A 24755-nucleotide genomic window follows, 5' to 3' on the forward strand; every position below is an offset into this window, starting at 1 on the left:
TGTTCAAATGTCCAAGGCCAAGAAAACCATTCTGTCCGACGACCACGCGGTAGCGCTGGCCGACCTGTTCCGTTTGCTGGGTGACCCAACGCGGCTGCGGATCGTCGTATCCTGCTTGCGCACGCCACTGGCAGTCTCTGATATCGCTGACCGGCTGGGCCTTTCGGTATCGCTGGTGAGCCATCATCTGCGGTTGCTGAAGGGCGCGCGGCTGGTGCGGGCGGATCGGCAGGGCAAGCAGGTTTACTATGAAGCGGACGACGCCCATGTCCGCCGCATGGTCGAAGATATGGTCAGTCACGTCGCCGAGCATTGAGAGGGGGAGCGGAAGAATGAGCGCCCATTGCTGCGATCATGGTCACGAGCATGCTTCCGCTGCGGCGGCCTCGCCCATCTATCGGCGCATCCTCTGGGTGGCCCTGGCGGTTAACCTCACCATGTTTGTGGTCGAGATCGGTGCCGGCCTCGCTGCCCAATCGGCGTCGTTGCTGGCCGACTCGCTCGACTTCCTGGGTGACGCCGGCAACTACGGGATCAGCCTCTTCGTGCTGGGCATGGCGCTGCATTGGCGGGCCCGCGCTTCGCTGGTGAAGGCCGCCAGCATGGCCGCCTTCGGCGTCTGGGTCGCCGTCACTACGATCAACCATGCGATGGCCGGCACAGTACCCGAAGCGCCGGTGATGGGTGTGGTGGGCGCGCTGGCGCTCGCTGCCAACTTTGGTGTGGCGTTGCTTCTCTATCGCTGGCGTGAGGGCGACAGCAACATGCGGTCGGTCTGGATCTGCACGCGCAACGACGCGATCGGCAATCTCGCGGTGTTGGCCGCCGCGCTGGGTGTGTTCGGATCGGGCAGCGGCTGGCCGGACTATCTCGTTGCCGCGATCATGTCCGGCCTTGCCCTGGTCGGCGCCTTCCAGGTGACGCGCGCGGCCGTAGCCGAGCTGCGTCACGCCCGTGAAAGCGAGCCTCAGGCGGTCGGGAGCTTGTAGCTCTCGAACTGCTTGCGCAGGGCCGTCTTCAGGATCTTGCCGGTGGCGCCATGTGGGATGGCGTCGATGAACTGCACGTCGTCGGGCATCCACCACTTGGCGATCTTGCCGTCGAGGTACTTCAGGATATCGCCCTTGGTGACATCGGCATCGGGACGGCGCACGACGATCATCAGGGGGCGCTCGTCCCACTTGGGATGAGCCACGCCGATCACCGCCGCTTCGGCCACGCCGGGGCAGCCCATGGCGGCATTCTCGAGGTCGATCGAGCTGATCCACTCGCCGCCCGACTTGATCACATCCTTGGACCGGTCGGTGATGACGACCGAGCCGTCGGTCTCGATCTTGCAGACGTCGCCGGTGTGGAACCAATCGTCTTCGACGAACTGGTTCTGGCCATCGCCCTTCATGTAGCCCTTCACGATCCACGGGCCGCGCACGACCATGTTGCCGGAGACGCTTCCGTCCATGGGCAGGTCGTCGCCGGCATCGTCGACGATCTTCATCTCGCAACCGAACACGGGGCGACCCTGCTTGGCAGTGATGGCAAAGCGCTCGGCGTCCGGCAGGTCGCGTTCGCCCTTGTTGAAACGCGTGAGCGTGCCGAGCGGGCTCATCTCGGTCATGCCCCAGCCTTGCGCCACTTCGATTTCGTGCTCCTTCCAGAAGCGTTCGATCATCGCGTAAGGCACGGCCGAGCCGCCGATCAGGGAGCGTTTGACCGACGACATCTTGAGCTTGTTCTGTGCGCAGTAGTCGAGCAGGGCCAGCCACACCGTCGGCACGCCGGCGCTCAGTGTCACCTGCTCCTTGTCGAGCAACTCGTAGATGCTGGCGCCATCCAGCTTGAAGCCAGGGAAGACCAGCTTGGTGCCGCAGAACGGCCCGGCATAGACGAGGCCCCAGGCATTGGCGTGGAACATTGGCACCACCGGCAGGATGGTGGTGTCGGGATCGAGCGCCAGGACCGGGCCGGACGCCATCATCATCGAATGGATCATCGTCGAGCGGTGCGAGTAGAGCACGCCCTTGGGATTGCCCGTCGTGCCCGAGGTGTAGCAGAGCGACGAGGCGGTCTTCTCGTCGAACTCCGGCCACTTGAGCGTGCCCGGCTTGTCTGCGATCAGCTCCTCGTAGCAGAGCAGGTTCGGGATCTTGCTCGACGCCGGCATGTGGGCGCGGTCGGTCATGACCACGACATGCTTTACCGTCTTGAGCTGCTCGAACACGCCTTCCACGACCGGCACGAGGTTCAGGTCGACGAAGATCACTTTGTCTTCGGCATGGTTGGCAATGTAGGCCACATGCTCGGGCGCGAGGCGCGGGTTGATCGTGTGCAGTACCGCTCCGATGCCGGAAATGCCGAAATAGAGCTCGAAGTGGCGGTAAGTATTCCAGGCGATGGTGCCGACCCGGTCGCCGAGCTTGACGCCCAGTCCCTGCAGCGCCTCGGCTACCTGCTTGGCGCGTTTGTGAGCGTCCTTGTAGCCGTAGCGATGGATCGGCCCTTCGACCGTGCGGGTCACGATCTCGACGTCGGGATAGGCAGAAGCGGCGAAGTCAATGATCTGCGAAATCAGCAGCGGACGGTCTTGCATCAATCCCAGCATGGCGTTTCCTCTGTTACGCACGCCGCTCGATATGAAGGCTTCGAAGATTGATGAGCGGCTTTAGATCTGGTTCTAGACCGAGTCCCTGGCCGCCGGGAAGCGACACAGTGCCCTCGCGGGCGGCCATCAAATCGCCCAGCAAGCCCTCGCGCAACGGATTGGGGTTGGCGTCCACTTCCAGGAGGCCGGGGCCGCGAACGGCCGCCAATAGGTGCAAGGAATGCATCAATCCGATAGCGCCACCCAAAAAGTGGGGACAATAGGTCCGGCCGGCCGCCAAGGCCGCGCGAGCCACGGGCAGGCAGCCGGAATGGCCACCCCATTTGGCGGCGTCTGGCTGGATCACGCCGAGCAGGCCGCTATCGATCGCCTCCTGGAAGGGGCCCGCACTGCGCAAATTTTCACCACCGGCCAGTTGGGTTGGCGCGGCTGCGGCGACCTGTGCCCACTCGGTGAGGGGCCGGTCCGCCACCAGCGGTTCCTCGATCCACTGCAGCCCGAACTCGGCGAGCTTCGGCACCGTGGCGCAGGCGGTGCGGAGGTCCCAACCCTGGTTGACGTCGACCATAAGCCGTTCGCCAGCCTTCAGCTCACGCGCCACCGGCCGCAACGTGTCGAGATCGGTTTCGGTGCCGAAACCGACCTTGATCTTGAAGGCGCGATAGCCCGCCGCGCGCATGCGCCCGACAGTGTCGTAGGCGGATCGGCCAGGATTGAGACCCGAGGCGTAGATCGGGAGGGGTGAATCGTCCGTGCCGCCCAGTGCCCGCCATAGCGGCAGACCGCGTTTGCGGGCGCGCAGATCGTGGATTGCGAGATCGAGGCCCGCGGCCGCGGCAGACAGGGCGCCGGCATCGCCGCTCTGCACGCGCAGCACATGCAGGGCGCGATCAATCTCAGCCCACAGGGCAACAGGATCGTCGAGCGATTTGCCCAGCGCCCGCGGCGCCACGATATCGGCGAACAACTGGGCGCGATGCTCGGCGGCTGCGTTGGGGAAATTGCACCAGATCTCGCCCCAGCCGCGCGCGCCGTCGGAATCCTCGACGCGCACGAAGACGGCAACACGCTCCGTCATCGTGCCGAAGGAAGTGCGGACCGGCTCCTTGATGGGGGTGCGAAAGACGTGGGCTTCGACGTGGGCAAGCGTGGCGGTACTCATTCGAGCTTGATGTCCTTCCCGTGGGGACTTTTATTCGGCGGCTTGCTGGCTGGCGTTCAGCACGTCGTAGTTCCGCTTCAGATACCAGGTCATGTAGTCGGAGTACCAGGTGGTCGGGTATTTTGGCGGCTTGTCCGGTCCCACGGTGGTCGGTACCGCGGCAACGGGCCAGTCGATGCCGCTGTCACAGAAGAAGGGCAGGGCGTAGCGCTCGCCGCCACTCTTGTTGACCGCGCGATGCGGCGTCGCCAGGAACAGGTCGTTGGTGTAGCGCTGCAGCATCTGACCACCGTTCACGACATAAGCGTTGTCGATGGCCGGCGCTTCGATCCACTTGCCGCTCTGAGTGCGGATCGACAGACCCGGCACTTCGTTGGGCGCCAGGAGAGTAAGAAAGCTGGTGTCGGTGTGCGGCGCCAGGCCGAACTCGTCGTCCACCGGGCCATCCTGTGGCGGATAATGCGTCATGCGCATGGAGAACATCGGTTCGGCGAAGGCCGTGTCGAACCAGTTGGCCGGCAGGTCGAGGGCACGGGCGTAGAGCCGCACCATCTTCTGCACCAGCCGCTCCATCTCGTTGCAATAGTCGACCACGGTGTCACGGAACCCCGGCAGGTCGGGCCAGCGATTGAGGCCACGGAAGCGCCGTCCCGACAGGACGTCAGGATGATCGGGCGTCATCTCGCGCTTCACGAAGAAGGCTTCGTTGAGGTTGGCCTTGGTTCCGGTTTGCACGGTCGAGGTGCGCAGCGTGTTGCCGCGCATCGGCAGGTAGCCGGTATTGTGCTGGTCGAGCTTCAGCTCGAGCTTCTTCTCGACAGGTTGGGCGTGGAAGCGTTTCACCTCGGCGAACATTCCGGCGATCTTCTCGCGGGCAATGCCGTGGTTCACGATGAAGTAGAAGCCGATCTCGGTCAGGGCAAAGCGCAGCTCTGCCGCCGTGCGATCCATCGCGCCCGCCTCGCCGGCGAGATAGGGGCCGAGGTCGATGACAGGAATCGTCTCCGTCGCCATGGCTTGTTCCTCCTGACGTGACGATAATGCCCGCGAAGTGCCGCGGTCCAGCGGCGCGGACGGTGGAGGAGAAGAAGCTTTGATCCTGGGTATCCTGGCTCTGACCGTAGCGGCGCTTTTCGCTGGCGCCGCTTTCTACGTCAGTTTCGCAGAGCATCCTGCGCGGTCGGGTCTCGACGATCGGGCGCAACTCCAGCAGTGGAAGCCGGCTTATGAGCGCGGCGCACAGATGCAGGCATCGCTCGCGATCATCGGTTTTCTGTTGGGCGTCGGCGCCTGGTGGCAGACACGCGATGAGCTCTGGATCGCCGGCGCCGTCGTGCTGGTGGCCAACTGGCCCTACACGATGCTGATGATCATGCCGGTCAACAACGCGCTCAAGGCGATATCGCTCGACCAGGCGGGAGAAGAGAGCCACACCCTGCTGCAGCGGTGGGGCCGCCTGCACGCGCGGCGCTCCATGCTGGGCATCATCGCGACCTTGCTTTTCCTCTGGGCGACCGTGATGCCTCTCCGCCCCGCATAGCAGGGCGGAGGGCTGGAGAGGGCTAGGCCGTCGGCAGCTTGTAGTCCTTGAAGGTCTCGCGCAGCTTGGTCTTCAGGATCTTGCCCGTCGCGGTATGCGGAATGGCGTCGACGAACTGGATGTCGTCGGGCAGCCACCATTTCGCGACCCTGGAGCTCAGGAACTCGATCAACTCCTTCTTGTCGATCTCGATGCCAGGCTTGCGATGCACGATCAGGAGCGGCCGCTCGTCCCATTTGGGGTGGACGACACCGATCACTGCAGCCTCGGCAACGCCGGGATGCGCCATCGCGGCGTTCTCGAGGTCGATCGAGCTGATCCACTCGCCACCGGACTTGATCACGTCCTTGGAGCGATCGGTGATCTGCATGTAGCCGTCCTCGTCGAGGGTGGCGACGTCACCTGTGGCGAACCAGCCGTCCTTGTCGAGGATCTCGCCGCCTTCACCCTTGAAGTAGCCTGAGGTGATCCAGGGACCGCGGACCAGGAGGTCGCCGAACGCCTTCCCGTCGCGCGGCAGTTCCTTGCCGGCGTCGTCGACGATCTTCATGTCGACACCGAAGGGAGGGCGGCCCTGCTTCAGCCGAACCGTGAGCATGTCCTTGGCCGGCAGCTTGGCGTGCTTGGCTTTGGGATGGTTCACCGAGCCGAGCGGGCTCATCTCGCTCATGCCCCAGGCGTGCAGCACTTCGACGCCGAACTCCTTGTCGAAGGTCTCGATCATCGCCGGCGGCGCGGCCGAACCGCCGATCACCGCGTATTTCAAAGTCGAGAGCTTGAGCTTGTTGGCCTGCATATGGTTCAGCAGGGCCAACCAGACTGTGGGCACGCCGGCCGTGAAGGTGACGCCCTCCTTCTCGAACAGCTCGTAGAGACTCGCCCCGTCGAGGGCGACGCCGGGGAACACCAGCTTGGCGCCGACCAGCGGGCCGGAGTAGGGCAGGCCCCAGGCATTGACGTGGAACATCGGCACGACGGGCAGCACGACCGCGCGTGCCGAAATGCCCAGCGTGTCGGGTAGCGCGCTGCCATAGGCGTGCAGGACCGTCGAGCGATGGTGATAGAGCACGCCCTTGGGGTTGCCGGTCGTCCCCGAAGTGTAGCAAAGCGACGAGGCGGTGCGTTCGTCGAACTCCGGCCACTCGTAGGTGCCGGGTTTGTCGGCGATCAGCTCTTCGTAGACCAGCAGGTTGGGAATGTTGCAGTCCTTCGGGAGGTGGGCGCGGTCGGTCATGGCGACGACATGGCGCACACCCTTCATCTGCGGCAGCAGCTTTTCGACGGCCGGCAGCAGATTGAGGTCGACGAAGAGCAGCTGATCTTCGGCGTGGTTCACGATGTAGACGATCTGCTCGGGGAAGAGGCGCGGATTGATCGTGTGGCAGACGGCGCCCATGCCGGAGATGCCGTAATAGAGCTCGAAATGCCGATAACCGTTCCAGGCGAGCGTCCCGATACGGTCTCCTGGCTTGATGCCGAGCGAAATCAGTGCCTCTGCGACCTTCTTCGCGCGCAGCCGGGCATCGCGATAGGTGTAGCGATGGATCGGGCCTTCGACCGTCCGCGAGACGATTTCCGTGTCGCCGTGATTGAGGGCAGCGTGCTCGATGAGCTGCGAAATCAGCAACGGGCGATCCTGCATCAGGCCGAACATCTGGGCGTTTCTCCTAGTCTCTGAAAGCGTGTCGTCTGGCGGCTTGGCTGTAATTGGCCTAGGCTTCTGCCGTCATCCATTGGGGGAGAAATGATGATGCGGTCAAGATACGGCATGGCGATGGCGACCGGCGCTATTGCGGCCGCGTGGAGTGTTCCGACCGCGGCGCAAGCGGTGACGGGCGGGCAGGGAGCTGCTGCAAATTTCCTGACCCTGCTGACCGAGCGCTTCGAATTCACGTTCGCCCAGCTTCCCGCGCTCGGCGATCATCTGATGGTTTTGCTTCGCGACCTTGATGGTCATGCGGCCATCTGGATGGCTGGCATCGTCGTCGCGGGCCTCCTGGCGGAATTCGTAGCGCGGCTTGCCTTGAGCCGGGCTCGCAGCAAAGCATTCGACCGGCTCGTGGCAAACTCCCCGCTTAGGGCCTTCTTCCGTACCCTGCTGCTCGATGTCCTGGCACTGGTTGCTCTGGCCGTGGCCGGCCGGATCGTTCTGGGTCGCATGGGGGGTGACGCCAACAGCACGGGCCATCAGCTTGGCCAGATGGTCCTGCACGCGCTGGTCTATTGGCGCGGCTTCAATGTCATCTTCCGGGCGTTCCTGCGGCCCGGCGCTCCCGAGGGCCGCATTGCGCCAGTCGAGAGCGACACGGCGCGGCGATTGCTGATCGCCCTCAATCTGGTGGTCCTGTTGCCGCTGATCGCCGGTCTACTGGCGCGAGGCTTGCCGATCACGGGTGCGACCCGCGAGATGACGGGCGCCGCCATCATCCTCTACGTGCCATTCTTCGCGGCAGCCCTAGTCTATGTCGTCTGGCATTGGCGGTTCGACATGGCGGCCTGGCTGACGGCGATGGTTGCGCCGAAGGGTCTCATCCGCAAACTCAAGCTCGACGCCGCCCGCAACTGGTGGATGGCGGGCCTTGCCTTCTACACGTTGATGGGAGTCGCGGCCGTTTACGCCGCGCTGACGGAAAGCAGCACTGCGTCGCGCGGTATGGCGTTGATTGAATCGACGTTGATTGCGCTCCTGTTATTCGAGACTTTGATGCATCGAATCACGCGGCATATCGTTTCTGAACTGCCGATGGCGGGCGATGTGGTGGCGGATTGCGTCCGCCTCTTGGTCCGGCTCTATGTCCTGATCATTATCGCCGAGGCGGTGATGGTGCGGGTGCTGGCTGCGGCGACGCCTGAGGAATGGCTGGTGCACGATCGTGGCGCCAAGCTTGCCGCGGCGAGCGCCGTGGCGATCTACGCGTTCTGGCGGTTCCTGAAGTACCGCATGGACTCCTATATCGCGGCCAATCCCCTGCCATCGGCCGATGTCAGTGGCGACCACGAAGACGAAGTGCGCGTGGCGGCGTCGCGGCTGAGGACGCTGATGCCGCTGGTGCGTGCGATTGCGGGCGTCGCCATTGCAGTGGTCGGTGGCCTGCTGGTCCTGTCGGAGCTCGGCATCAACATCACCCCGTTGATTGCGGCCTTCTCCGTCTTTGGCCTGGCCGTCTCCTTCGGTAGCCAGGCGCTGGTGCGCGATGTCGTGTCCGGCATCTTCTTCCTCGCCGAGGACTCGTTCCGCATCGGCGAGTATGTCGATTGCAGCAAGGTCAAGGGTGTCGTCGAAGGTTTCAGCGTCCGTTCGCTGAAGCTGCGGCATCAGAACGGTCAGCTCCATATCGTGCCGTTCGGTCAGGTGGGGCATATCACCAACTTCAGCCGCGACTGGACGGTGGTGAAGTTCAACATCGCCTTTGCCAACGGCACCGACGTCGAGCTGCTGCGCAAGACGGTGAAGAAGATCGGCCTGGAGATGATGGAGGAGCCTCAGTTCAAGCCGATCCTGATGCAGCCCCTCAAGATGCAGGGCGTCGTCGACATCAAGGACAATTCGTTGATCATCCGCTTCAAGTTCATGGCGCGGCCGAAGAATCCGAGCATGATCCAGCGTATGGCTGTTCGGCGGATGTACGATACGTTCCCAGGCCTCGGTATCAAGTTCGCGACACCGATGTATCCATTCCCCATTCCGGCAACGCCGCCCGTACCGCCGGTCGCTGCAGCGGCACCTGCTTCAGCAGCACCTCCTGCCGCGGCACCTGCTGCCGCAGCGCCTCCCAAGGCAGCGGAATAACAATCGTCTTAGAGGAGTACGATATGCAGAAGCGTAGACTCGGTAAGTCGGACCTCGAATTCGCTCCCATCGCCTTCGGCGGCAATGTCTTCGGCTGGACGGCCGACGAGGCCATCTCGCACAAGCTGCTCGACGCCTTCGTCGATGCCGGCTTTTCCTTCGTCGACACCGCCGACGTCTATTCGCGCTGGGCGGAGGGTCACAAGGGCGGTGAGTCCGAGACTGTCATCGGAAGCTGGCTGCGGAAGGATCCAGCCAAGCGCGACAAGGTGTTGATCGCCACTAAATGCGGCATGGATATGCCGGACGGCAAAGGCCTGTCGCGCGCCCATATCGTGAAATCGGTCGACGCCTCGTTGAAGCGGCTCAACACCGACCGCATCGATCTCTTCCAGTCGCACCAGGACGATAAGGACACGCCGCAGGAAGAGACGCTTTCGACCTATGGCGAGCTGGTCAAGGCGGGCAAGCTCCGGGCCATCGGTGCTTCCAACTTCGAGGCGCCGCGGCTCGCTGAGGCCGCGAAGATCTCGAAGGAAAAGGGGCTTCCGACCTATGTCAGCCTGCAGCCGCACTACAATCTGGTGGAGCGCGGGCTGTTCGAGGGGCCGCTCGAAAACGAGTGCCTCAAGGAAGGGCTGGGCGTGATTCCCTACTGGTCGCTGGCCAGCGGCTTCCTGACCGGCAAGTACCGGTCCGAGGCCGATCTCAGCAAGAGCGTGCGCGGGCCGCGTGGCGTCAAGAAGTACCTGAACGACAAGGGCTTCGCGGTGCTGAAGGCGGTCGACGAGGCGGCCAAGAAGCACAACACCAGCAACACCACGGTGGCGCTGGCCTGGCTGCTGCAGCGTAAGCCGATTACGGCACCGATCGTGAGTGCGACCAACCTTGGCCAGCTCAAGGATCTGCTGGCTGCGCCGTCATTGAAACTCGACGCTGACTCGGTTGCTGCGATCGACAAGGCCAGCGCGCCAACCTGAGGACCAGAGGAACGATGCTCGTCTTCCGCCAGCTCTTCGATCCGACATCGTCGACCTACACTTATCTGCTGGGCTGCAGCAGCACGCGCGAGGCGCTGCTGATCGATCCCGTGTTCGAGCAGGTACGGCGAGATGGCGCTCTGGTCGCGGAGCTGGGGTTGACACTTTCCTGGACGTTGGACACCCACGTCCATGCCGATCACGTTACGGGTGCGTGGCTGCTGAAGCAGCGGCTGGGCAGCCAGATCGCATTGTCGGCCGCCTCGGGGGCGAGCGGGGCCGACCGTCTGCTACAGGATGGCGACCGGATCGAGTTCGGCCGTCGTGCTCTCGAAGTGCGCTCGACACCCGGACACACTTCGGGCTGCGTCACCTATGTGCTCGATGACGAGAGCATGGCGTTCACGGGCGACTGCCTGATGATCCGCGGCTCGGGCCGCACCGACTTCCAGCAGGGCGATCCGCGCGCACTCTATCGCTCGGTGCGCTCGCGCATCTTCGCCCTGCCGGAGAGCTGCCTGCTCTATCCGGCACACGACTATCGTGGCCTCACGGTCAGCAGCGTCGTCGAGGAGAAGAAATTCAATCCTCGGCTGGGCGGCGAGATCGCTGAAAACGACTATGTCGGCTACATGAAGAACCTCGACCTGCCGCACCCCAAGAAGATCGACGAGGCGGTGCCGGCCAACCTGCGTTGCGGCCAGCCCGGCAACGAAACCAAGGCTCCAAGCGAGCCGACTTGGGCGCCGTTGCGCTTCACGTTCGGTGGTTTCTGGGAGGTTGAACCGCCCTGGCTCGAAGAAAACCTCACCAAAGTGCACGTCGTCGATGTGCGCGAGCCTGCAGAGTACACGGGCCCGCTGGGGCATATCCGCGGCGCCACTCTGGTGCCGCTGGGCGAGCTGGCGGCCCGCACCAGGGAATTGCCCAAGGACAAGCCGATCGTCGCGGTCTGCCGAGCCGGAAGCCGCTCGGCCCAGGCGACGACGATCCTGCAGAAGGCGGGCTTTGCCGATATCGCCAATCTGCCCGGTGGCATGCTGCGCTGGCGCGCCGAAGGCCGGAGCGTGGAGGGCGGGGCAAGCTGACGACAGAGCGTCAGAAGCCGTAGAGCTTCGACGGCGTGTCTATGAGGATGGTGCGCCGCACGGCTTCGTCCGGCACCCATTCCTCGAACCATCTGAGCGTTAGCGGATAAGTCTTGACCCGGTCGAGGTCGGTATCGGTATGTGGCCAGTCACTGCCCCACATCAGCCGTGCCGGGCCGAAGGCGTCGAGCAGCATCGGCGTTGCCGCCCGTGCACGCTCCGGGCCGACGCGATAGGCGCCACACATCACGACCCAGACCCGGTCGGTCTTGGCGCTGTCCAGCAAGGTCTTGAAGCCGGGGTCACGCATCGGCCCCAGGGTGCGGTCGAACATGCCGTAGTGAGGGATCACCACCTTGTGGCCGCCATCGAGAAGCACGGGGAGGACTTCCGGTAACCGATGGCTCTCGACATAGAGGTGGATCGGCCAGTCGCGCTTCAGTGCCTCGGCCAGCATCTCGCGATAGGCCGACCATTGCGGCGTCGGCAGGCCGTAGATCGGGAAGCGCAGGCCGCGCACGCCGATCCGCGCCATGGTCTCCCAATCTTCGGCACTGGTCTCGATCGACGGTGACACCCACGGCACGCCACGGAAGCGGCCAGGATCGGCCTTCAACGTCTCGAACAGGTAGGAATTGTCGAAACCCAGGAAGGACGGCTGCAGGATCAGGGCGTGGCCAAAGCCGTTCTTCTCGGCGAGGGCGAGCAGGGTCTGCCACGACGCATCATAGTTCGGCACATAGCGGGCATCGATTGCGGTCTTCAGTCCGCGCACGAAGACATGCGTATGGGCATCCACGGCTACAGGCGCGGCGGCCGTCGCCGGCACAGCTGCTGCAACCAAACCACTAGTGGCAAAAGCACGACGCGTAATCTTCACCGTCCAGTGCTCCTGTCCAATTGCCCGATTAGTCCGCTGGCTTGCGCTCGATCACACGCTCCAGGCGGCGGGTGAGAAACCAGGTGAGGGCAAGGAAAGCCACCAGCATGACGATGCCGAAGATCTGAAGGGTATCGTTCATCGTCTTGTCCGAAACAAAACCGAAGCCGTAGCCGATCGAGACGGCAGCACTCGCCCACAGACCGGCGGCGATGAAGTTCAGGATAAGGAAGCGCGGCCATCCGAGGGTGGAGGCACCATAGGCGAAGCCGGCGACATTGCGGATGATGCGCGGGTAGCGGTGGATCAGGATCATCCAGATATGGTGCCGGTCGGCGAGGCGCGCCGCGCCATCGACGGCGCGTTGCAAGCGCGGGAAGCGGCCGAGCCAACGCGTGCCGAAGCGCCGGCCTACCCAGAAGCGTATGACATCGCCCGAGAAGGTGCCGACCCAGCAGGCCGCCACGGCGTACTCGTAGCTCAGCGCGCCGGCCTGGGCGGCATAACCCGAGAAGAGAGCGAGCAGCAGGCTGTTCGCCATCGAATAGACGGCGAGAAAGCTGTACGCCACATCGCCGTGCTGGCGGATGAGGTCGAGGAAGGAGGCGACGTCACTGGGAAACACCGCCCCTCCCTACAGAAGAGGCGGCGTTTAGACCAGCCAGCCGTGGCCGGCGGCGCTGGTGAAGTCGAGCTGGACGATCAGGTCATTGAAGTCGTAGTCGCCGCCGCCGCGTGTGTCTTCCCAGCCCCATGTGTTGGCGCCGTAGTTGAAGAGATGGGCGGCATTGTCAGTGTTGGCCTGGCCGAAAGCCCAGAAGGTGTCGCCGCTCGAGCTGTTGGTGAGCTGCATGGCGATCAGGTCGCCCGAGTTCACGTTGGTGATCTGGCTCTGGGTGTAGAGGCCGTAGCCCGGCCCGTCGAACGCCGTAGCGCCCTGCTGCGTGGTGTAGAGGCGGGCGACCGCCGCGGCGGCATATCCCATGTCGCCGGGATTGAGGCCGCCGATCTTCCCCGAATAGTCGTCGACTCGATAGAACGAGACGGAGAGGTTGTCTTCGCCGTTCTGGCGGATGCGGACGACGGCGTTCTGGTCGTTGGCGGCGCCGGCCGTCTCGGCCACCGCGACGGCGCGCGCCAGGTGGACATTGCCGCCCGTGGGATAGGTGGTCACCCCCGTCGCCTGGTCCGTTGTGCTGTAGGTCTTGGTCGAGAAATCGACGATGCCGTAGGGGCTGGTGAGCGTGGCCTGTGTGGCCGAGGCGTGGCCCTGTCCGATGGTCGCCGAGATCGACTGGCCGTCCGTGGCATCCACCCAACCGACCCGGCCTTGTGCCTGTTTGTCGAACATCCGCACCAGGTTGGCGTCGAAATCCGCCTGCAGCGACTGTTGCGCGAGCCGCTCGGTCCAGGCGAATTGGCCGGCCATGGGATTGCCGTAGTCGAAGTTCTGTGTGCCAACGGTGAGCCAGACATTGATGCCCGTTGCGATCGTGTTGGCCTGCACCAGCAAGGTCTGATCCACACTGCTCTTCCAGCCACCCGCGCCGTCAGCGACGACGACATTCGGTGACTCCGCATAGTAGGTCTGATGATGTGCGATCTCGGTTAGCGCGCGCGCCAGCAAGGTGCCGTTGGGCGTGCCGAGCCCGCTCGCCAGGTCATAGCCTGGACCAGCCGAATAGCCGTAGCCGGTCGGCGTGATCGCCTGTCCGTCGCTGGTATAGGCGCCACCCATCACGAACGACGAGGTGTTGTTGCCGATCGTCACGTCGTTGAACGAGGCGTGCTTGATCGCCGAGGCGATGTAGAGCAGGTCGGTCATGTAGCCGAGCTGCGGTAGACCCTGATCCTTGAAGATGGCATCGAACTGCGAGGTGAGAGCGGCCCAGAACGGCGCCGAGGCGCTGGTGCCGCCATTGCCGTGCGTGCCCTGCATGTCGCCTGTCGGCACGGTCCAGAAACTGTTGCCGCCAGCATTGGCCGAGACGTCGGGAATGCCGCGGCCCGGCAGATGGCTAGGGTCGCTGGTCGTCGGCAGGAGCCCGTAGGCCGTCTGGTACCAGGGCACTGGCCGGCTGGTATCGACGCCACCCGTGCTGGCATTGTTCGACAGATAGCCCGAACCGCCGGGGGTCGAGATGGTAGTGCCCGTGACGTAGTATTGGTTCCAGACGGTTTCGATGAAGGTCTTGGCACCGGCGAGGCCGCCGACCGGCGAGTGGGTGAGGCCACCCGAGATCAACTGCCAGATCGTCGCCTCGTCACCCGCGACCGCCTTGTCGACGAAGCTCTGCAAGGTCGGATCGAGTGACGCGTGCTCGCCGAGAGTGACCGAGGTACCACCTACCATCAGGCCGTAGGGGCTGGAGCGGCTGGTCGAGGTGTTGGTGAGGCCGTTGCCGAACTTGTAGCTCGAGCCGCCATCGCCGGTGGAATTGATCACCGAGATGTTGCGCAGCGCCGCATCGGTGAAAAGCTGGTCGACGGCGTTGTGGAAGGGCGACCTCGGAGCGACCGACTCGGCAAAGCCGAAGGAAGAGGTGACGACCTGCGGGTTGTTGGTGGTGTCCCACACGGCCGACTGCCAGGCAGTGTAGGCGTTGCTGCCCGCACCGGCTGCCGAGCCCGAGCCGGCGTAGAGCGTGAGCTTGCTGTTCGGCGTCACCGTTGCGGCAATGCCGACATCGAGCGAGCGCTCGCCGCTAGGGCCCGACGAGTAGGCCTGGCCGCCGCCGGCGACGGTATTGACGGTCGCGCCGGTCGGCACGCCCGCGGTCACGCGATACTGGTCGAGCGCAGCCTGGAAGCCCGTGCCATCATTGTCGCCCGGCAGCGCCGTGCCGATACCTGGCTCGACGAGGCCGATCGTGCCCGTCGCCACGTCGGCTTTGAGCGGCATCTTGTAGGCCACCTGGCCAATCTGCTGCGGGTAGCCCTGGCTCGACGAGGACGCACCGTTGCCCGGGCTCTGCCAGCCTTCGGTCAGGGTGACGCCGGTTCCCGTGCCGGCCCCTGCGACCTGGCTGCCGAAATTGTTGGTGTCGAACCACAGACCGGAGACGCCATTGCTCGCGATCGAGGTCGGGAGCGAAAGATTGTCCGTCCAGAACCAGCCGCCGCTGCCATCGGCATTCTGGGCCATCAGTTTGGCCTGCGGGCCGAACAGGGTGGAGAAGCTCTCCTGCGTCACCTGCACCCAGATGGTACGCGACTCGGCCGAGGAGACATAGCCGTTGGAGGCGTCGATCTGGTCGACGGTCTTGATGCCAAGCGCCGTGAGCGCATCGAGGACGTTGTTGTATTGCGTCTGGTCGGCGCCGTAGGTCGACCACAGTTCGCCGCTGTCGCCGAGCTCCTTCAGCTCCTTCTGGCGCTCACCCCAACTCTTTCCCAGAAGCGCCGTCGGATCGTTGGCGCGATTCAGCACCAGCGCGACGTTGAGCGTAACAGGAGCTTCGATGGCAACGCCCGTCGGTTCGTTGCTCGTGTTGCTGCGCCAGCTCGCATAGTCGAGGAAGTTCGAATTGGCGAGCTCGGTATAGGCAGGATGAAAAGAGTAATCGCCGGGATTGATCCACGCGCCATTGGCGATGGTGATGGTCTCGGTGAGCGAGCCATCGGCCGAGATGACCTGCCAGTGCGTGTCGTCGACCTTGGTGAAGGTGGCGCCGTCGGCCGCCGAGCCGTAGCCGAAGAACTGGAAGGTGTCGCCATCGCCGGTGCCGAGACCGGAGTAGTCGGTCACGATGTCGCCATTGGCCTGGCCGGCTGTAAACTGGAAGATGTCGGCGCCCGGGCCGCCCACCAGGATGTCGATGCCGGCGCCGCCATCCAGCACGTCGTTGCCGTCGCCGCCTGCCAGCATGTCGGCGCCAGCGCCGCCCTGCAGCGTGTCGTTACCCGCGACGCCATAGAGCTGGTCGTCGCCGTTGCCGCCCTGGAGGAGATCGTTGCCGTTGTCGCCCAGCAAGGTGTCGTTGCCGTTGCCGCCGATCAGCAGGTCGTTGCCATCGCCGCCGTTCAGGCTGGAGGCGACATTGGAGGCCTTGATCGTGTCGTTGCCGCTGCCGCCGATCGCGGTCTCGACCACGGTCTCGAAGGCGATGCCGATATTGTTCACCTTACCGCCGGCCGAGGAAAAGGTGCCGGGATTGAGGTCGACATAGGCGTCCTGCGTGAAGCCCGAGAGATTCAGCGCATTGTTGGTGCCGTGGCTCCAGATGGTGACGATGGCCGCCGGGTTATTGCCGGTGCCGAAGTCGTAGATGCTCTTGAAGTAGCCGCTGAAGCTCGAGTTGAAGCCGAAGGTCTGGTTGCCGGCGAAGGTGGCGCTGGTCGAGGTGCCGTAGAGCCGCTGGATGGCCAAGATGTCCATCATTTGCGGCGTCAATGGCTGGTAGGCGACGGCATCCGGCGGCACGCCCCAGTTCGTGTACACGGGATAGTCGCCGTAGTAGGTCGTCGCGACATCGTTTGCTGCGATGTAGGACATGATCGACCACAGCTTGGTGTCGTAGACGCCGAACTGTTGCTGATAGCCGTTGACGGCGCCGTTGTAGGGGCCGGAATGGCCCAGACCAAGTATGTGGCCGAGCTCGTGGATCACCGTCGAATACGGGTATCCACCTTCGGTGTTCGAATTGTTGTTCAACGGCCCGTAGCCGCCTTGCGTCGTGTCGATGGTGACGATCGCGCCGCTGGTCGGCGCCTGGACGACCTTGTCGCTGCCGACCGGCAGGTATTCGCTGCTCCCGAACTGAGCATAGGCCCACTTGTTCGGCAGGCGCTGCAGCGTGATGTTGGCCGATGCCGCATCGTCGGCCAACGAGAAGGAAATGTTGGCGATCCCCGCCCATTGGTTAAAGGCGCCGGCCCAGATGTCCTTTTCGGTATTGGACCAGTTGGCCACGGGATCGAACCAGTATTTTACGGTACCGCCTGTCGTGCCCGGCGTCGGGTCGCCCCATTTGATGGCCTGGGCGACCGTCTTGTAGCCCGGCGGAACATTGCCATCGTAGGTATAGAACGAAGTGGCAGCGATCTTGTTGGCGTCATCGACGCCCGAGAGGAAAGTGACCTGAGACTCGTACTGACCAAAATTCGCCATGAACGCAACGCCTCTGCAAACTCCAGGACGGCGCCCCGAAGTTATGCAGAGGGTATGAAGAGGTCAATCGATAGCGGATGACAAACTGCCCGAAATGAGCGGTTTGTCGGCGAGGCCATTCTTAAACCAGCCAGCCGTGACCGCTGGCACTGGTAAAGTCGAGCTGGACGATGAAATCATTGAAGTCGTAGTCGCCGCCCCCGCGCGTGTCTTCCCAGCCCCATGTGTTGGCGCCGTAGTTGAAGAGGTGGGCGGTATTGTCGGTATTGGCCTGGCCGAAGGCGAAGAAGGTGTCGCCACTCGACTGGTTGGTGAGCTGCATGGCGATCATGTCGCCTGAGTTCACGTTGGTGATCTGGGCCTGGGCGTAGAGGCCGTAACCGGGGCCCTGCAGGGCGGTGCCGCCGCCTTGCAGACTATAGGCGCGTCCCACGGCCGCCTCTGCGTAGCCCACATCGCCGGGATTGAGCGTGCCGATCGTGCCACTGAGGTTGTCGACCTTGTAGAAGGAGACGGCGAGACTGTCCTCGCCGTTCTGGCGAACGCGCACGACGGCGTTCTGGTCGCTAGCGGCGCCGACGGTTTCGGCCACCGCGACGGCGCGCGCCAGATGGACGGTGCCGCCGGTGACGTAGCTCGTGACACCTGTCTCTTCGTTCTTGGAGGAGAAGGGCTGGGTCGAGAAGTCGACGATGCCATAGGGGCTGGTGAGGGTAGCCTGTGGGGCCGAGGCCTGGCCCTGTCCGATGGTCGCGGAGACGGCCTGGCCGGTGGTGGCGTCCTGCCAGCCGACCCAGCCCTGGCTCTGCTTGTCGAACATGCGCACCAGGTTGGCATCGAAATCCGACTGCAGCGACTGCTGGGCAAACTGGGCGGTCCAGGCGAACTGACCGGCGACGGGATTACCGAGATCGATGGTCTGGGTGCCGATGGTGAGCTTGGTGTCGATCCCCGAGCCGACGGTATTGGCCTGCACCAGCAGGGTCTGGTTGGCGCCGATGTTCCAACCGCCGGTACCGTTGGTGACGACGAGACCGGGTGAGTCGGCATACGACGTCTGATGATGGGCGATCTCGGTGAGTGCACGCGCCAGAAGGGTGCCGTTGGGCGTACCGAGGCCGCTCACCAGGTCATAGCCGGGGCCAGCCGAATAGCCGTAGCCGGTCGGTGTGATCTGTTGACCGTCGCTGGTGTAGTCGCCACCCAGCACGAAGGAAGAGGTGTTGCTGCCGGTGGTGATGTCGTTGAACGAGGCCGGCTTGATCGCCGAGGCGATGTAGAGCAGGTCGTTCATGTAGCCGAGCTGCGGCAGCCCCTGGTCGGCGAAGATCGTGTTGACCTGCGAGGCGAAGGCGGCCCAAAGCGGCGTCGCCGCGCTGGTACCGTCGTCGTTCTGCAGGCCCGTCATGTCGGCGCCCGGCACCTTGTAGAGCATGTTGCCGCCGGCATTGGCCGAGACGTCGGGCGTGCCGCGGCCCGGCAGCAGGCTCGGGTCGCTCGTCACCGGCACGAGGCCATAGGCGGTCTGGTACCAGGGCGGCGGCTGGCTGGGGTCGACGCCGCCCGAGCCGGTATTGTTGTGGATGTAGCCCGTGCCGCCCGGATTGGCGATGGTGGTGCCATCCACATAATAGCGGTTCCAGACCGTCTCGATCAGGGTAGCGGCACTGCCGCTTGCATCGACAGGCGATGTCTTCAGGCCACCGGCGATCAGAGACCAGATCGTCGCCAGGTCGCCGCCCAAGGCGTTGTTGACGATGCTGCTCAGCGTGGCGTCGTTCTGCGCCGCGCCAACGGTGCTGAGCGAGGTGCCACCGACCATGACCGCGTAAGGGCTGGCCCGGCTGGTACTGACGTTGGTGACGCCGTTGCCGGTCTGGTTGCCCGAGCCGCCGTCGCCGTTGTCGTTGAACACCGAGATGTTGCGCAAGGCGGCATCGACGAAGAGTTCGCGCGAGGCGTTGTAGAAGGGCGAACCCGGTGCGGTCTGCGGCGAGTAGCCGAAGGACGAGGTGATGACCGCCGGATTGTTCGTGGTGTCCCAGAAAGCGGCCTGATAGGCCGTGTAGGCGTTGGTCTGCGGACCGGCGCCCGCGTAGATGACGAGTGGGCTTTGCGGATTGATCGCCGTGACGACACCGACGTCGAGCGAACGTTCGCCGGCCGGATTGAAGGCGGGCGGTGTCACGTTCGGATAGGCCTGGCCCCCTGGCGCCACGAGAGTGACGTTGGCGCTGGTCGTGATGCCCGCGGAAGCGCGATAGGCATCGATGGCAGCTTGGAAGCCTGTGCCGGCATTGTCGCCGGGCAGTGCGGTACCGACTCCCGGCTCGACTAGCCCAATGGCGCCGGTCGCCACGCCGGCCGGCAGCGGGAAGTTGTAGTAGGTGTTCGCGATCTCGCCAGGGAAGGGGCTCGCCTTCGTCGTGGAGGCATTACCCGGGCTCTGCCAACCCTGCTCGAGCGTCACGCTCTGGCTGGCAACGCCGGGATTGGCCAGCACGGGGTGGAATTTGTCGGTGTCGAACCAGAGATTGGAGACACCACTGCCCGTTAGCGAAGTCGGCAACGATAGGCTGCCGCTCCAATACCAGTTCTCGCTGCTGCCGCTGCCCTTGACCATCCACTGGGCCTGCGGGCCGAACAGGGTCGAGAAGTTATCGGCCGTTACCTCCACCCAGATGGTGCGTGATTCGGCCGAGGAGACATAGCCGCTGCCGGACGCGACGTTGATGCCGAGTTTTCCGAGCTCGGTCAGCGCATTGTTGTACTGGGTCTGGTCGGCCCCGTAGGTCGACCACAGCGTGCCGTTGTCGTTGAGCGTCTTCAGTTCCTTCTGGCGATCCGCCCAGCTCATATTCAGCAGCGCGGTGGGATCGTTGGCGCGATCGAGCACCAGCGCGACATTCATCTTGATGCCGGCTGCCAGCGTGCCGCCACTCGGCCCGTCGCTGTTGTTGGAGCGCCAGCTGCCGAAATCCATGTAGGACGAGTTGGCGAGCGGATTGTAGGCCGGGTGGAACGAGACGGTGGCGGGATCGATCGTGGCGCCGTTGGCGATGGTGATCGTGTCCTCGATCAAGCCGTCGGCCGAGGTCACTTTCCAGTGCGTGTCGTCTACCTTGGTGAAAGACGCGCCGTCGGCCGCCGAGCCGTAGCCGAAGAACTGGAAGGTGTCGCCCTGGCTGGCGGAGAAGTCGGCCACGATGTCGCCGTTGGCCTGGCCAGCGACGAACTGGAAAATGTCGGCGCCGGGGCCACCGACCAGCGTGTCGATGCCAGCGCCGCCATCCAGCACGTCGTCGCCGTCGCCGCCTGCCAGCATGTCGGCGCCGGCGCCACCCTGCAGCGTGTCGTTGCCCGCGACGCCATAGAGCTGGTCGTCACCATTGCCGCCCTGAAGGAGATCGTTGCCGTTGTCGCCCAGCAGCGTGTCGTTGCCGTTGCCGCCGATCAGCGTGTCGTTGCCATCGCCGCCGTTCAGGCTGGAGGCGACGTTGGACGCCTTGATCGTGTCGTTGCCGCCGCCGCCGATCGCGGTCTCGACCACGGTCTCGAAGGCGATGCCGATATTGTTCACCTTGCCGCCGGCCGAGGAGAAGGTGCCGGGATTGAGGTCGACGTAGGCGTCCTGCGTGAAGCCCGAGAGGTTCAGCGCGTTGTTTGTGCCGTGGCTCCAGATGGTGATGATGGCAGCCGGATTGTTGCCGGTGCCGAAATCGTAGATGCTCTTGAAGTAGCCGTTGAAGCTCGAATTGAAACCGAAGGTCTGGTTGCCGCCAAAGGTGCCGTTGGTCGACACACCGTACAGCCGCTGGATGGCCAGAATGTCCATCATCTGCGGCGTCAATGGCTGGTATTGAGAGCCGTCGGCGGTCTTGCCCCAGCTCGCATACACCGGATAGTCGCCATAGTACGTCGTCCCGGTGTCGCCCGGGTTGATGTACGACATGATCGACCACAGGGAGGTGTCGTAGACGCCAAACTGCTGCTGTCGTGCGTTGACTTCGCCGTTATAGGGGCCGGAATGGCCGAGGCCGATTATGTGGCCGAGTTCGTGGATGACCGTCGAATAGGGATAGCCGCCGACGGCATTGGAATTGCCATCGAGAGGGCCGTAGCCGTTCCAGGTCGTGTCGATGGTGACGATCGCGCCGCTGTCCGGCGCCTTGACGATCGTGTTGCTGCCAACGGGAACGTTCGCGTCAGTATTGAAGTTTGCGTACGCCTGCTTGTTGGCGAGCCGCTGGATGGTGACATTGGCGGCGGCTGCATCGTCGGCCAGCGCGAAGGAGATGTTGGCAATTCCCGACCATTGGGCAAACGCGCCCTCCCAAATGGTCTTCTCGGTATTGTTCCAGTTTGCCGCCGCGTCGAACCAGTATTTGACCGTACCGCCGCCGGTTCCCGGCGTCGTATCTCCCCACTTGATTGCGTTCGATGTCGGACCGTAGGTCGGCGGAACGTTGCCAGTGTAGGTATAATATGAGGTGCTGGCGGCTCTGTTGGCGTCGTTGACGCCCGAGAGGAAAGTGACCTCAGACTCGTACTGCCCGAAATTCGGCATGGATTCAGAACTCACAAGGTCTACGCAGGGCGCGGCAAGATATCAGCCGGCGTGCAATGGGCAAACCGATAAGGAACGCCGCGGCCTGCAGAAGCCTCTCTCGCGAGTCTTCAGCGGAATGCTGAATTGAGCTCCGCAAAGCGACGCTGTTGGTCGCTGAAGATCACCATGAAGAGTTCGCGGAACAGCTGCTCGATTCTCGGATCGGTTGGACCCGTCGCTGGCGTCCAAGCCGTGGTGAAGGACATCGCCTGGGCGTTCCGGCAATAGATCGCATAGACGTAGAACAGGCCCGGCCGGCCTTGGCGGAAACGAGGTGGCGTACCGGCGCAGACCGGATCGGCATTCAGGTCGTTGGCCGGGTCGAAGATCAGCACCAGCCTGTAGTCTGGGCTGGGCGGCGGCAGGGGGCGGTCGTAGGTGAAGGTGAGCGCCGGCCGCGGTTTGGCCGCCTGCATGGCCGGCAACAGGTCCTTTGCCACTACCGCTGGATTGACGCCGGGAAAGGCGTCGCCGGCCAGGATGACCGGGAAGTTCTTGCCATCGGTCGCGGCGAAGAAGTCGCGATAGTCGTACTGCGGGGCGTAGTAGTTGCCGCCGATCGAGGCGGCGAACACGACCGCCGGCAGGGCAATCGCGGCGGACAATGTCGCGACAATACGATGAATAAGACGCATCGAACCCTCCTGCAGGAGACCAAGCTAGCCTTCGGGAATCGACAAGGGCAATTCACGCTTCCTTGACGAGCGGGGCTGTTCCGCGAGCCGGCTTGGAGCCAAGGCAAAGGGCAGTTCCGGCGCACCTCGCGCCCGATAATTTGCTAGCTTCCTCCCTTCATTGGATTGGAGGAATTTTCATGGCATCGCCGCTTTTCGACCTAACCGGCAAGGTCGCCGTCATCACCGGCTCGAGCAAGGGCATCGGCAAGTCGATAGCCCTGCATCTTGCGCTGCAGGGCGCCAAAGTCGTGGTGTCGAGCCGCAAGGCGCCAGCCTGCGAGGAGGCGGCCGCCGAGATCAAGAAGGCGGGTGGCCACGCCACCGTCATTCCCTGCAACATCTCCGACAAGGATCAGTGCATCAACCTGATCGCCCAGACCAAGAAGCAGCTCGGACCGGTCGACATCCTGGTCTGCAATGCGGCATCGAATCCCTATTACGGGCCGACCGAGAAGATGCCGGACGATGCCTTCATGAAGATCATGCAGAACAACATCCTGTCCAACATCTGGCTGATTACCAACTGCATCCCGGATATGCGGGCCAAGAAGGACGGCTCGATCATCATCGTCTCGTCGATCGGCGGTGTGCGCGGCACGCCGGTGATCGGCGCCTACGGCATCTCCAAGGCCGCCGACATGCAGCTTGCGCGTAACTTGGCGACCGAACTTGGCCCTGACAACATTCGTATCAACACCATCGCTCCCGGCCTGGTGAGGACCGACTTCGCCAAAGCGCTGTGGGACAATCCCGAATATCTCGACAAGCGCCTGCAGAGCGCCCCGCTGCGCCGGATCGGCGAGCCGGACGATATCGGCGGTATTGCCGTCATGCTGGCCGGAAAGGCCGGCGCCTTCATTACCGGCCAGACCATCATTGCCGATGCGGGCGTGACGATCGGAAGCTAGCATCCACCCAGGACCTCCTCCTCCCGCGCCATTGCGGGAGGAGGAGGCTTCAGGGAGGAAGCAACAAATGAAACGCTGCACAGGCGTTCTGCTCGCCGTTTTGGGGATGCTCATAGGGGCTCCCGTCTGGGCCCAGACCTATCCAACCAAGCCGGTGCGCATCGTGGCGCCGTTCCCACCCGGTGGCGTCGCCGACGTGCTGGCACGCGCCCTCGCTCCGGAGCTGCAGGCAGCCCTTGGTCAGCAGGTGATCGTCGACAACAAGCCGGGGGCGGGCGGCAACATCGGTGCGGAGATCGTGGCCAAGGCGGAGCCCGACGGCCATACGCTGCTGCTGGCATCGGCCGGCATCCTGACCATCAACGAGTTCCTCTATGGCAAGATGCCATTCGATCCGGCCATGGCCTTCTCGCCCATCACGGTGGTGGGCGATATGCCCAACATCGTGGTCGTCCATCCGCGCGCCGGCGTCTCGACGCTCAAGGAGCTGATCGACAAGGCCAAGGCACAGCCGGGCAAGCTCGACTTCGGCTCCGCCGGGAATGGTACGACGACGCACCTCGCCATCGTGCTGCTGGAGCAGGCGGCCAAGATCAAGCTGGCGCATGTGCCCTATAAGGGAGCGGCGCCTGCCGTGCAGGATCTGGTCGCTGGCCAGATCGACGGATTGGTCGATAATCCGCCGCTGGTGCTGCCTCACATCAAGAGCGGCGCGCTCAAGGCGCTGGCTTGGGCCGCACCCCAGCGCATGGCGATCCTGCCTGACGTGCCGACGGCGACGGAAGCCGGCCTGCCGGGCTTCGAGGCTTCGTCGTGGTTCGCCCTGGTCGCGCCTGCCGGCACGCCCAAGGAAATCGTCGCCAAGCTGAATGCCGAGGCAGCGAAGATCCTGAAGGATCCCAAGATGGCCGAGCAGTTCGCCCAACGTGGCGTCCGGCTGGTCGGCAACTCCACCGCGGAGTTTACTGCTTTCATCCCCAAGGAGCGGGCGCGCTGGGGGGAGATCGTGAAAGCCTCGGGCGTAAAGCTGGAGTAGGTGCCGCTCGATGAGCCTCTATCAGGTCCAGAAATTGATCTATCAGCTCAACCGCGATCCGCGCACGCGTGAGCGCTATGCCGCGGAGCGTGACGCAGTCCTGGCCGAGTACGAACTCTCGGCCGAAGAGACGGGCGCGCTCACCAAGCCCGATATCGGCTTGCTCTATGTGCTGGGAGTCAATGGCCAGCTCCTCATGCACTTTGCGGCCCTCCACAAGATCGAGTGGACCGACTATCTCGACCGGATGCGGCATGGACTTCAGGAGCACGGCCAGGTTCGTGAGGGCGTCTATGCTGCGACCGGCTACGAAGGCGTCGAGGCGCATGACGCCCGGCTGAAACGCGACAGAGAGAACAGGTAACGGGAGAAACCG

The 24755-nt window shown here is 63.9% G+C and carries 18 protein-coding genes; 9 read left to right on the forward strand and 9 right to left on the reverse strand.

Going from position 1 to position 24755, the window contains the following annotated elements:
- Positions 1-7: 7 nt before the first annotated feature.
- Complete coding sequence (locus EPO50_RS27410) at positions 8-316, forward strand: helix-turn-helix transcriptional regulator (RefSeq protein ID WP_296349530.1); 309 nt, start codon at positions 8-10, stop codon at positions 314-316.
- A 16-nt stretch (positions 317-332) separates the two neighbouring features.
- Positions 333-989 carry a cation transporter gene (locus EPO50_RS27415; protein WP_296349533.1) on the forward strand — a complete coding sequence of 219 codons (657 nt, stop codon included), beginning with the start codon at positions 333-335 and terminating at the stop codon, positions 987-989.
- Here EPO50_RS27415 and EPO50_RS27420 read toward each other — a convergent pair.
- Genes EPO50_RS27420 through EPO50_RS27430 form a run of 3 tightly spaced genes read right to left on the reverse strand, consistent with a single transcriptional unit; the run spans position 968 to position 4775 of the window.
- Positions 968-2599, reverse strand: coding sequence for a long-chain-fatty-acid--CoA ligase (locus EPO50_RS27420; RefSeq protein WP_296349681.1), 1632 nt, complete (start codon positions 2597-2599; stop codon positions 968-970). The genes EPO50_RS27415 and EPO50_RS27420 overlap by 22 nt on opposite strands.
- Positions 2600-2612: 13 nt before the next feature.
- Positions 2613-3761: a mandelate racemase/muconate lactonizing enzyme family protein gene (locus tag EPO50_RS27425; protein WP_296349535.1), complete on the reverse strand. Its 1149-nt coding sequence runs from the start codon at positions 3759-3761 to the stop codon at positions 2613-2615.
- A 30-nt stretch (positions 3762-3791) separates the two neighbouring features.
- The gene (locus EPO50_RS27430; protein ID WP_296349537.1) at positions 3792-4775 is read right to left on the reverse strand and encodes a 2-oxoglutarate and iron-dependent oxygenase domain-containing protein; all 984 of its coding nucleotides are present in this window, start codon (positions 4773-4775) and stop codon (positions 3792-3794) included.
- A gap of 82 nt (positions 4776-4857) precedes the next feature.
- On the opposite strand from EPO50_RS27430, the gene EPO50_RS27435 reads away from it, so the two are divergent.
- Complete coding sequence (locus tag EPO50_RS27435) at positions 4858-5301, forward strand: DUF1772 domain-containing protein (RefSeq protein ID WP_296349682.1); 444 nt, start codon at positions 4858-4860, stop codon at positions 5299-5301.
- A gap of 22 nt (positions 5302-5323) precedes the next feature.
- On the opposite strand, the gene EPO50_RS27440 is transcribed toward EPO50_RS27435, so the two are convergent.
- Positions 5324-6955 carry a 3-(methylthio)propionyl-CoA ligase gene (locus EPO50_RS27440; protein WP_296349539.1) on the reverse strand — a complete coding sequence of 544 codons (1632 nt, stop codon included), beginning with the start codon at positions 6953-6955 and terminating at the stop codon, positions 5324-5326.
- 93 nt (positions 6956-7048) lie between these two features.
- On the opposite strand from EPO50_RS27440, the gene EPO50_RS27445 reads away from it, so the two are divergent.
- Genes EPO50_RS27445 through EPO50_RS27455 form a run of 3 tightly spaced genes read left to right on the forward strand, consistent with a single transcriptional unit; the run spans position 7049 to position 11159 of the window.
- Positions 7049-9091 carry a mechanosensitive ion channel domain-containing protein gene (locus EPO50_RS27445; RefSeq protein WP_296349541.1) on the forward strand — a complete coding sequence of 681 codons (2043 nt, stop codon included), beginning with the start codon at positions 7049-7051 and terminating at the stop codon, positions 9089-9091.
- A gap of 23 nt (positions 9092-9114) precedes the next feature.
- Positions 9115-10071, forward strand: coding sequence for an aldo/keto reductase (locus EPO50_RS27450; protein ID WP_296349542.1), 957 nt, complete (start codon positions 9115-9117; stop codon positions 10069-10071).
- A gap of 14 nt (positions 10072-10085) precedes the next feature.
- Complete coding sequence (locus EPO50_RS27455; protein ID WP_296349544.1) at positions 10086-11159, forward strand: rhodanese-like domain-containing protein; 1074 nt, start codon at positions 10086-10088, stop codon at positions 11157-11159.
- A gap of 10 nt (positions 11160-11169) precedes the next feature.
- Here the strand turns inward: EPO50_RS27455 and EPO50_RS27460 are convergent, their stop codons facing one another.
- From EPO50_RS27460 to EPO50_RS27480, 5 genes are all read right to left on the reverse strand, one after another.
- Complete coding sequence (locus tag EPO50_RS27460; protein WP_296349546.1) at positions 11170-12039, reverse strand: amidohydrolase; 870 nt, start codon at positions 12037-12039, stop codon at positions 11170-11172.
- Positions 12040-12067: 28 nt separating this feature from the next.
- Entirely contained in the window at positions 12068-12664 is a 597-nt protein-coding gene (locus EPO50_RS27465; RefSeq protein WP_296349548.1) for a DedA family protein, read from the reverse strand.
- A gap of 27 nt (positions 12665-12691) precedes the next feature.
- Entirely contained in the window at positions 12692-17149 is a 4458-nt protein-coding gene (locus EPO50_RS27470; RefSeq protein WP_296349550.1) for a M10 family metallopeptidase C-terminal domain-containing protein, read from the reverse strand.
- Positions 17150-17270: 121 nt separating this feature from the next.
- Complete coding sequence (locus tag EPO50_RS27475) at positions 17271-21716, reverse strand: M10 family metallopeptidase C-terminal domain-containing protein (RefSeq protein WP_296349553.1); 4446 nt, start codon at positions 21714-21716, stop codon at positions 17271-17273.
- 110 nt (positions 21717-21826) lie between these two features.
- Positions 21827-22393, reverse strand: coding sequence for a hypothetical protein (locus tag EPO50_RS27480; RefSeq protein ID WP_296349555.1), 567 nt, complete (start codon positions 22391-22393; stop codon positions 21827-21829).
- A gap of 179 nt (positions 22394-22572) precedes the next feature.
- Here EPO50_RS27480 and EPO50_RS27485 point away from each other — a divergent pair, with 179 nt between their 5' ends.
- The 3 genes from EPO50_RS27485 to EPO50_RS27495 all read left to right on the forward strand — a co-directional run bounded on the left by EPO50_RS27485 (position 22573) and on the right by EPO50_RS27495 (position 24743).
- Positions 22573-23343, forward strand: coding sequence for an SDR family NAD(P)-dependent oxidoreductase (locus EPO50_RS27485; RefSeq protein WP_296349557.1), 771 nt, complete (start codon positions 22573-22575; stop codon positions 23341-23343).
- 67 nt (positions 23344-23410) lie between these two features.
- Positions 23411-24379 carry a tripartite tricarboxylate transporter substrate binding protein gene (locus EPO50_RS27490; RefSeq protein WP_296349559.1) on the forward strand — a complete coding sequence of 323 codons (969 nt, stop codon included), beginning with the start codon at positions 23411-23413 and terminating at the stop codon, positions 24377-24379.
- 10 nt (positions 24380-24389) lie between these two features.
- Positions 24390-24743: a hypothetical protein gene (locus EPO50_RS27495; RefSeq protein ID WP_296349561.1), complete on the forward strand. Its 354-nt coding sequence runs from the start codon at positions 24390-24392 to the stop codon at positions 24741-24743.
- Positions 24744-24755 lie beyond the last annotated feature (12 nt).

The sequence above is a fragment of the Reyranella sp. genome (assembly GCF_004297405.1).
In the GTDB taxonomy this organism is placed as follows: Bacteria; Pseudomonadota; Alphaproteobacteria; order Reyranellales; family Reyranellaceae; genus Reyranella.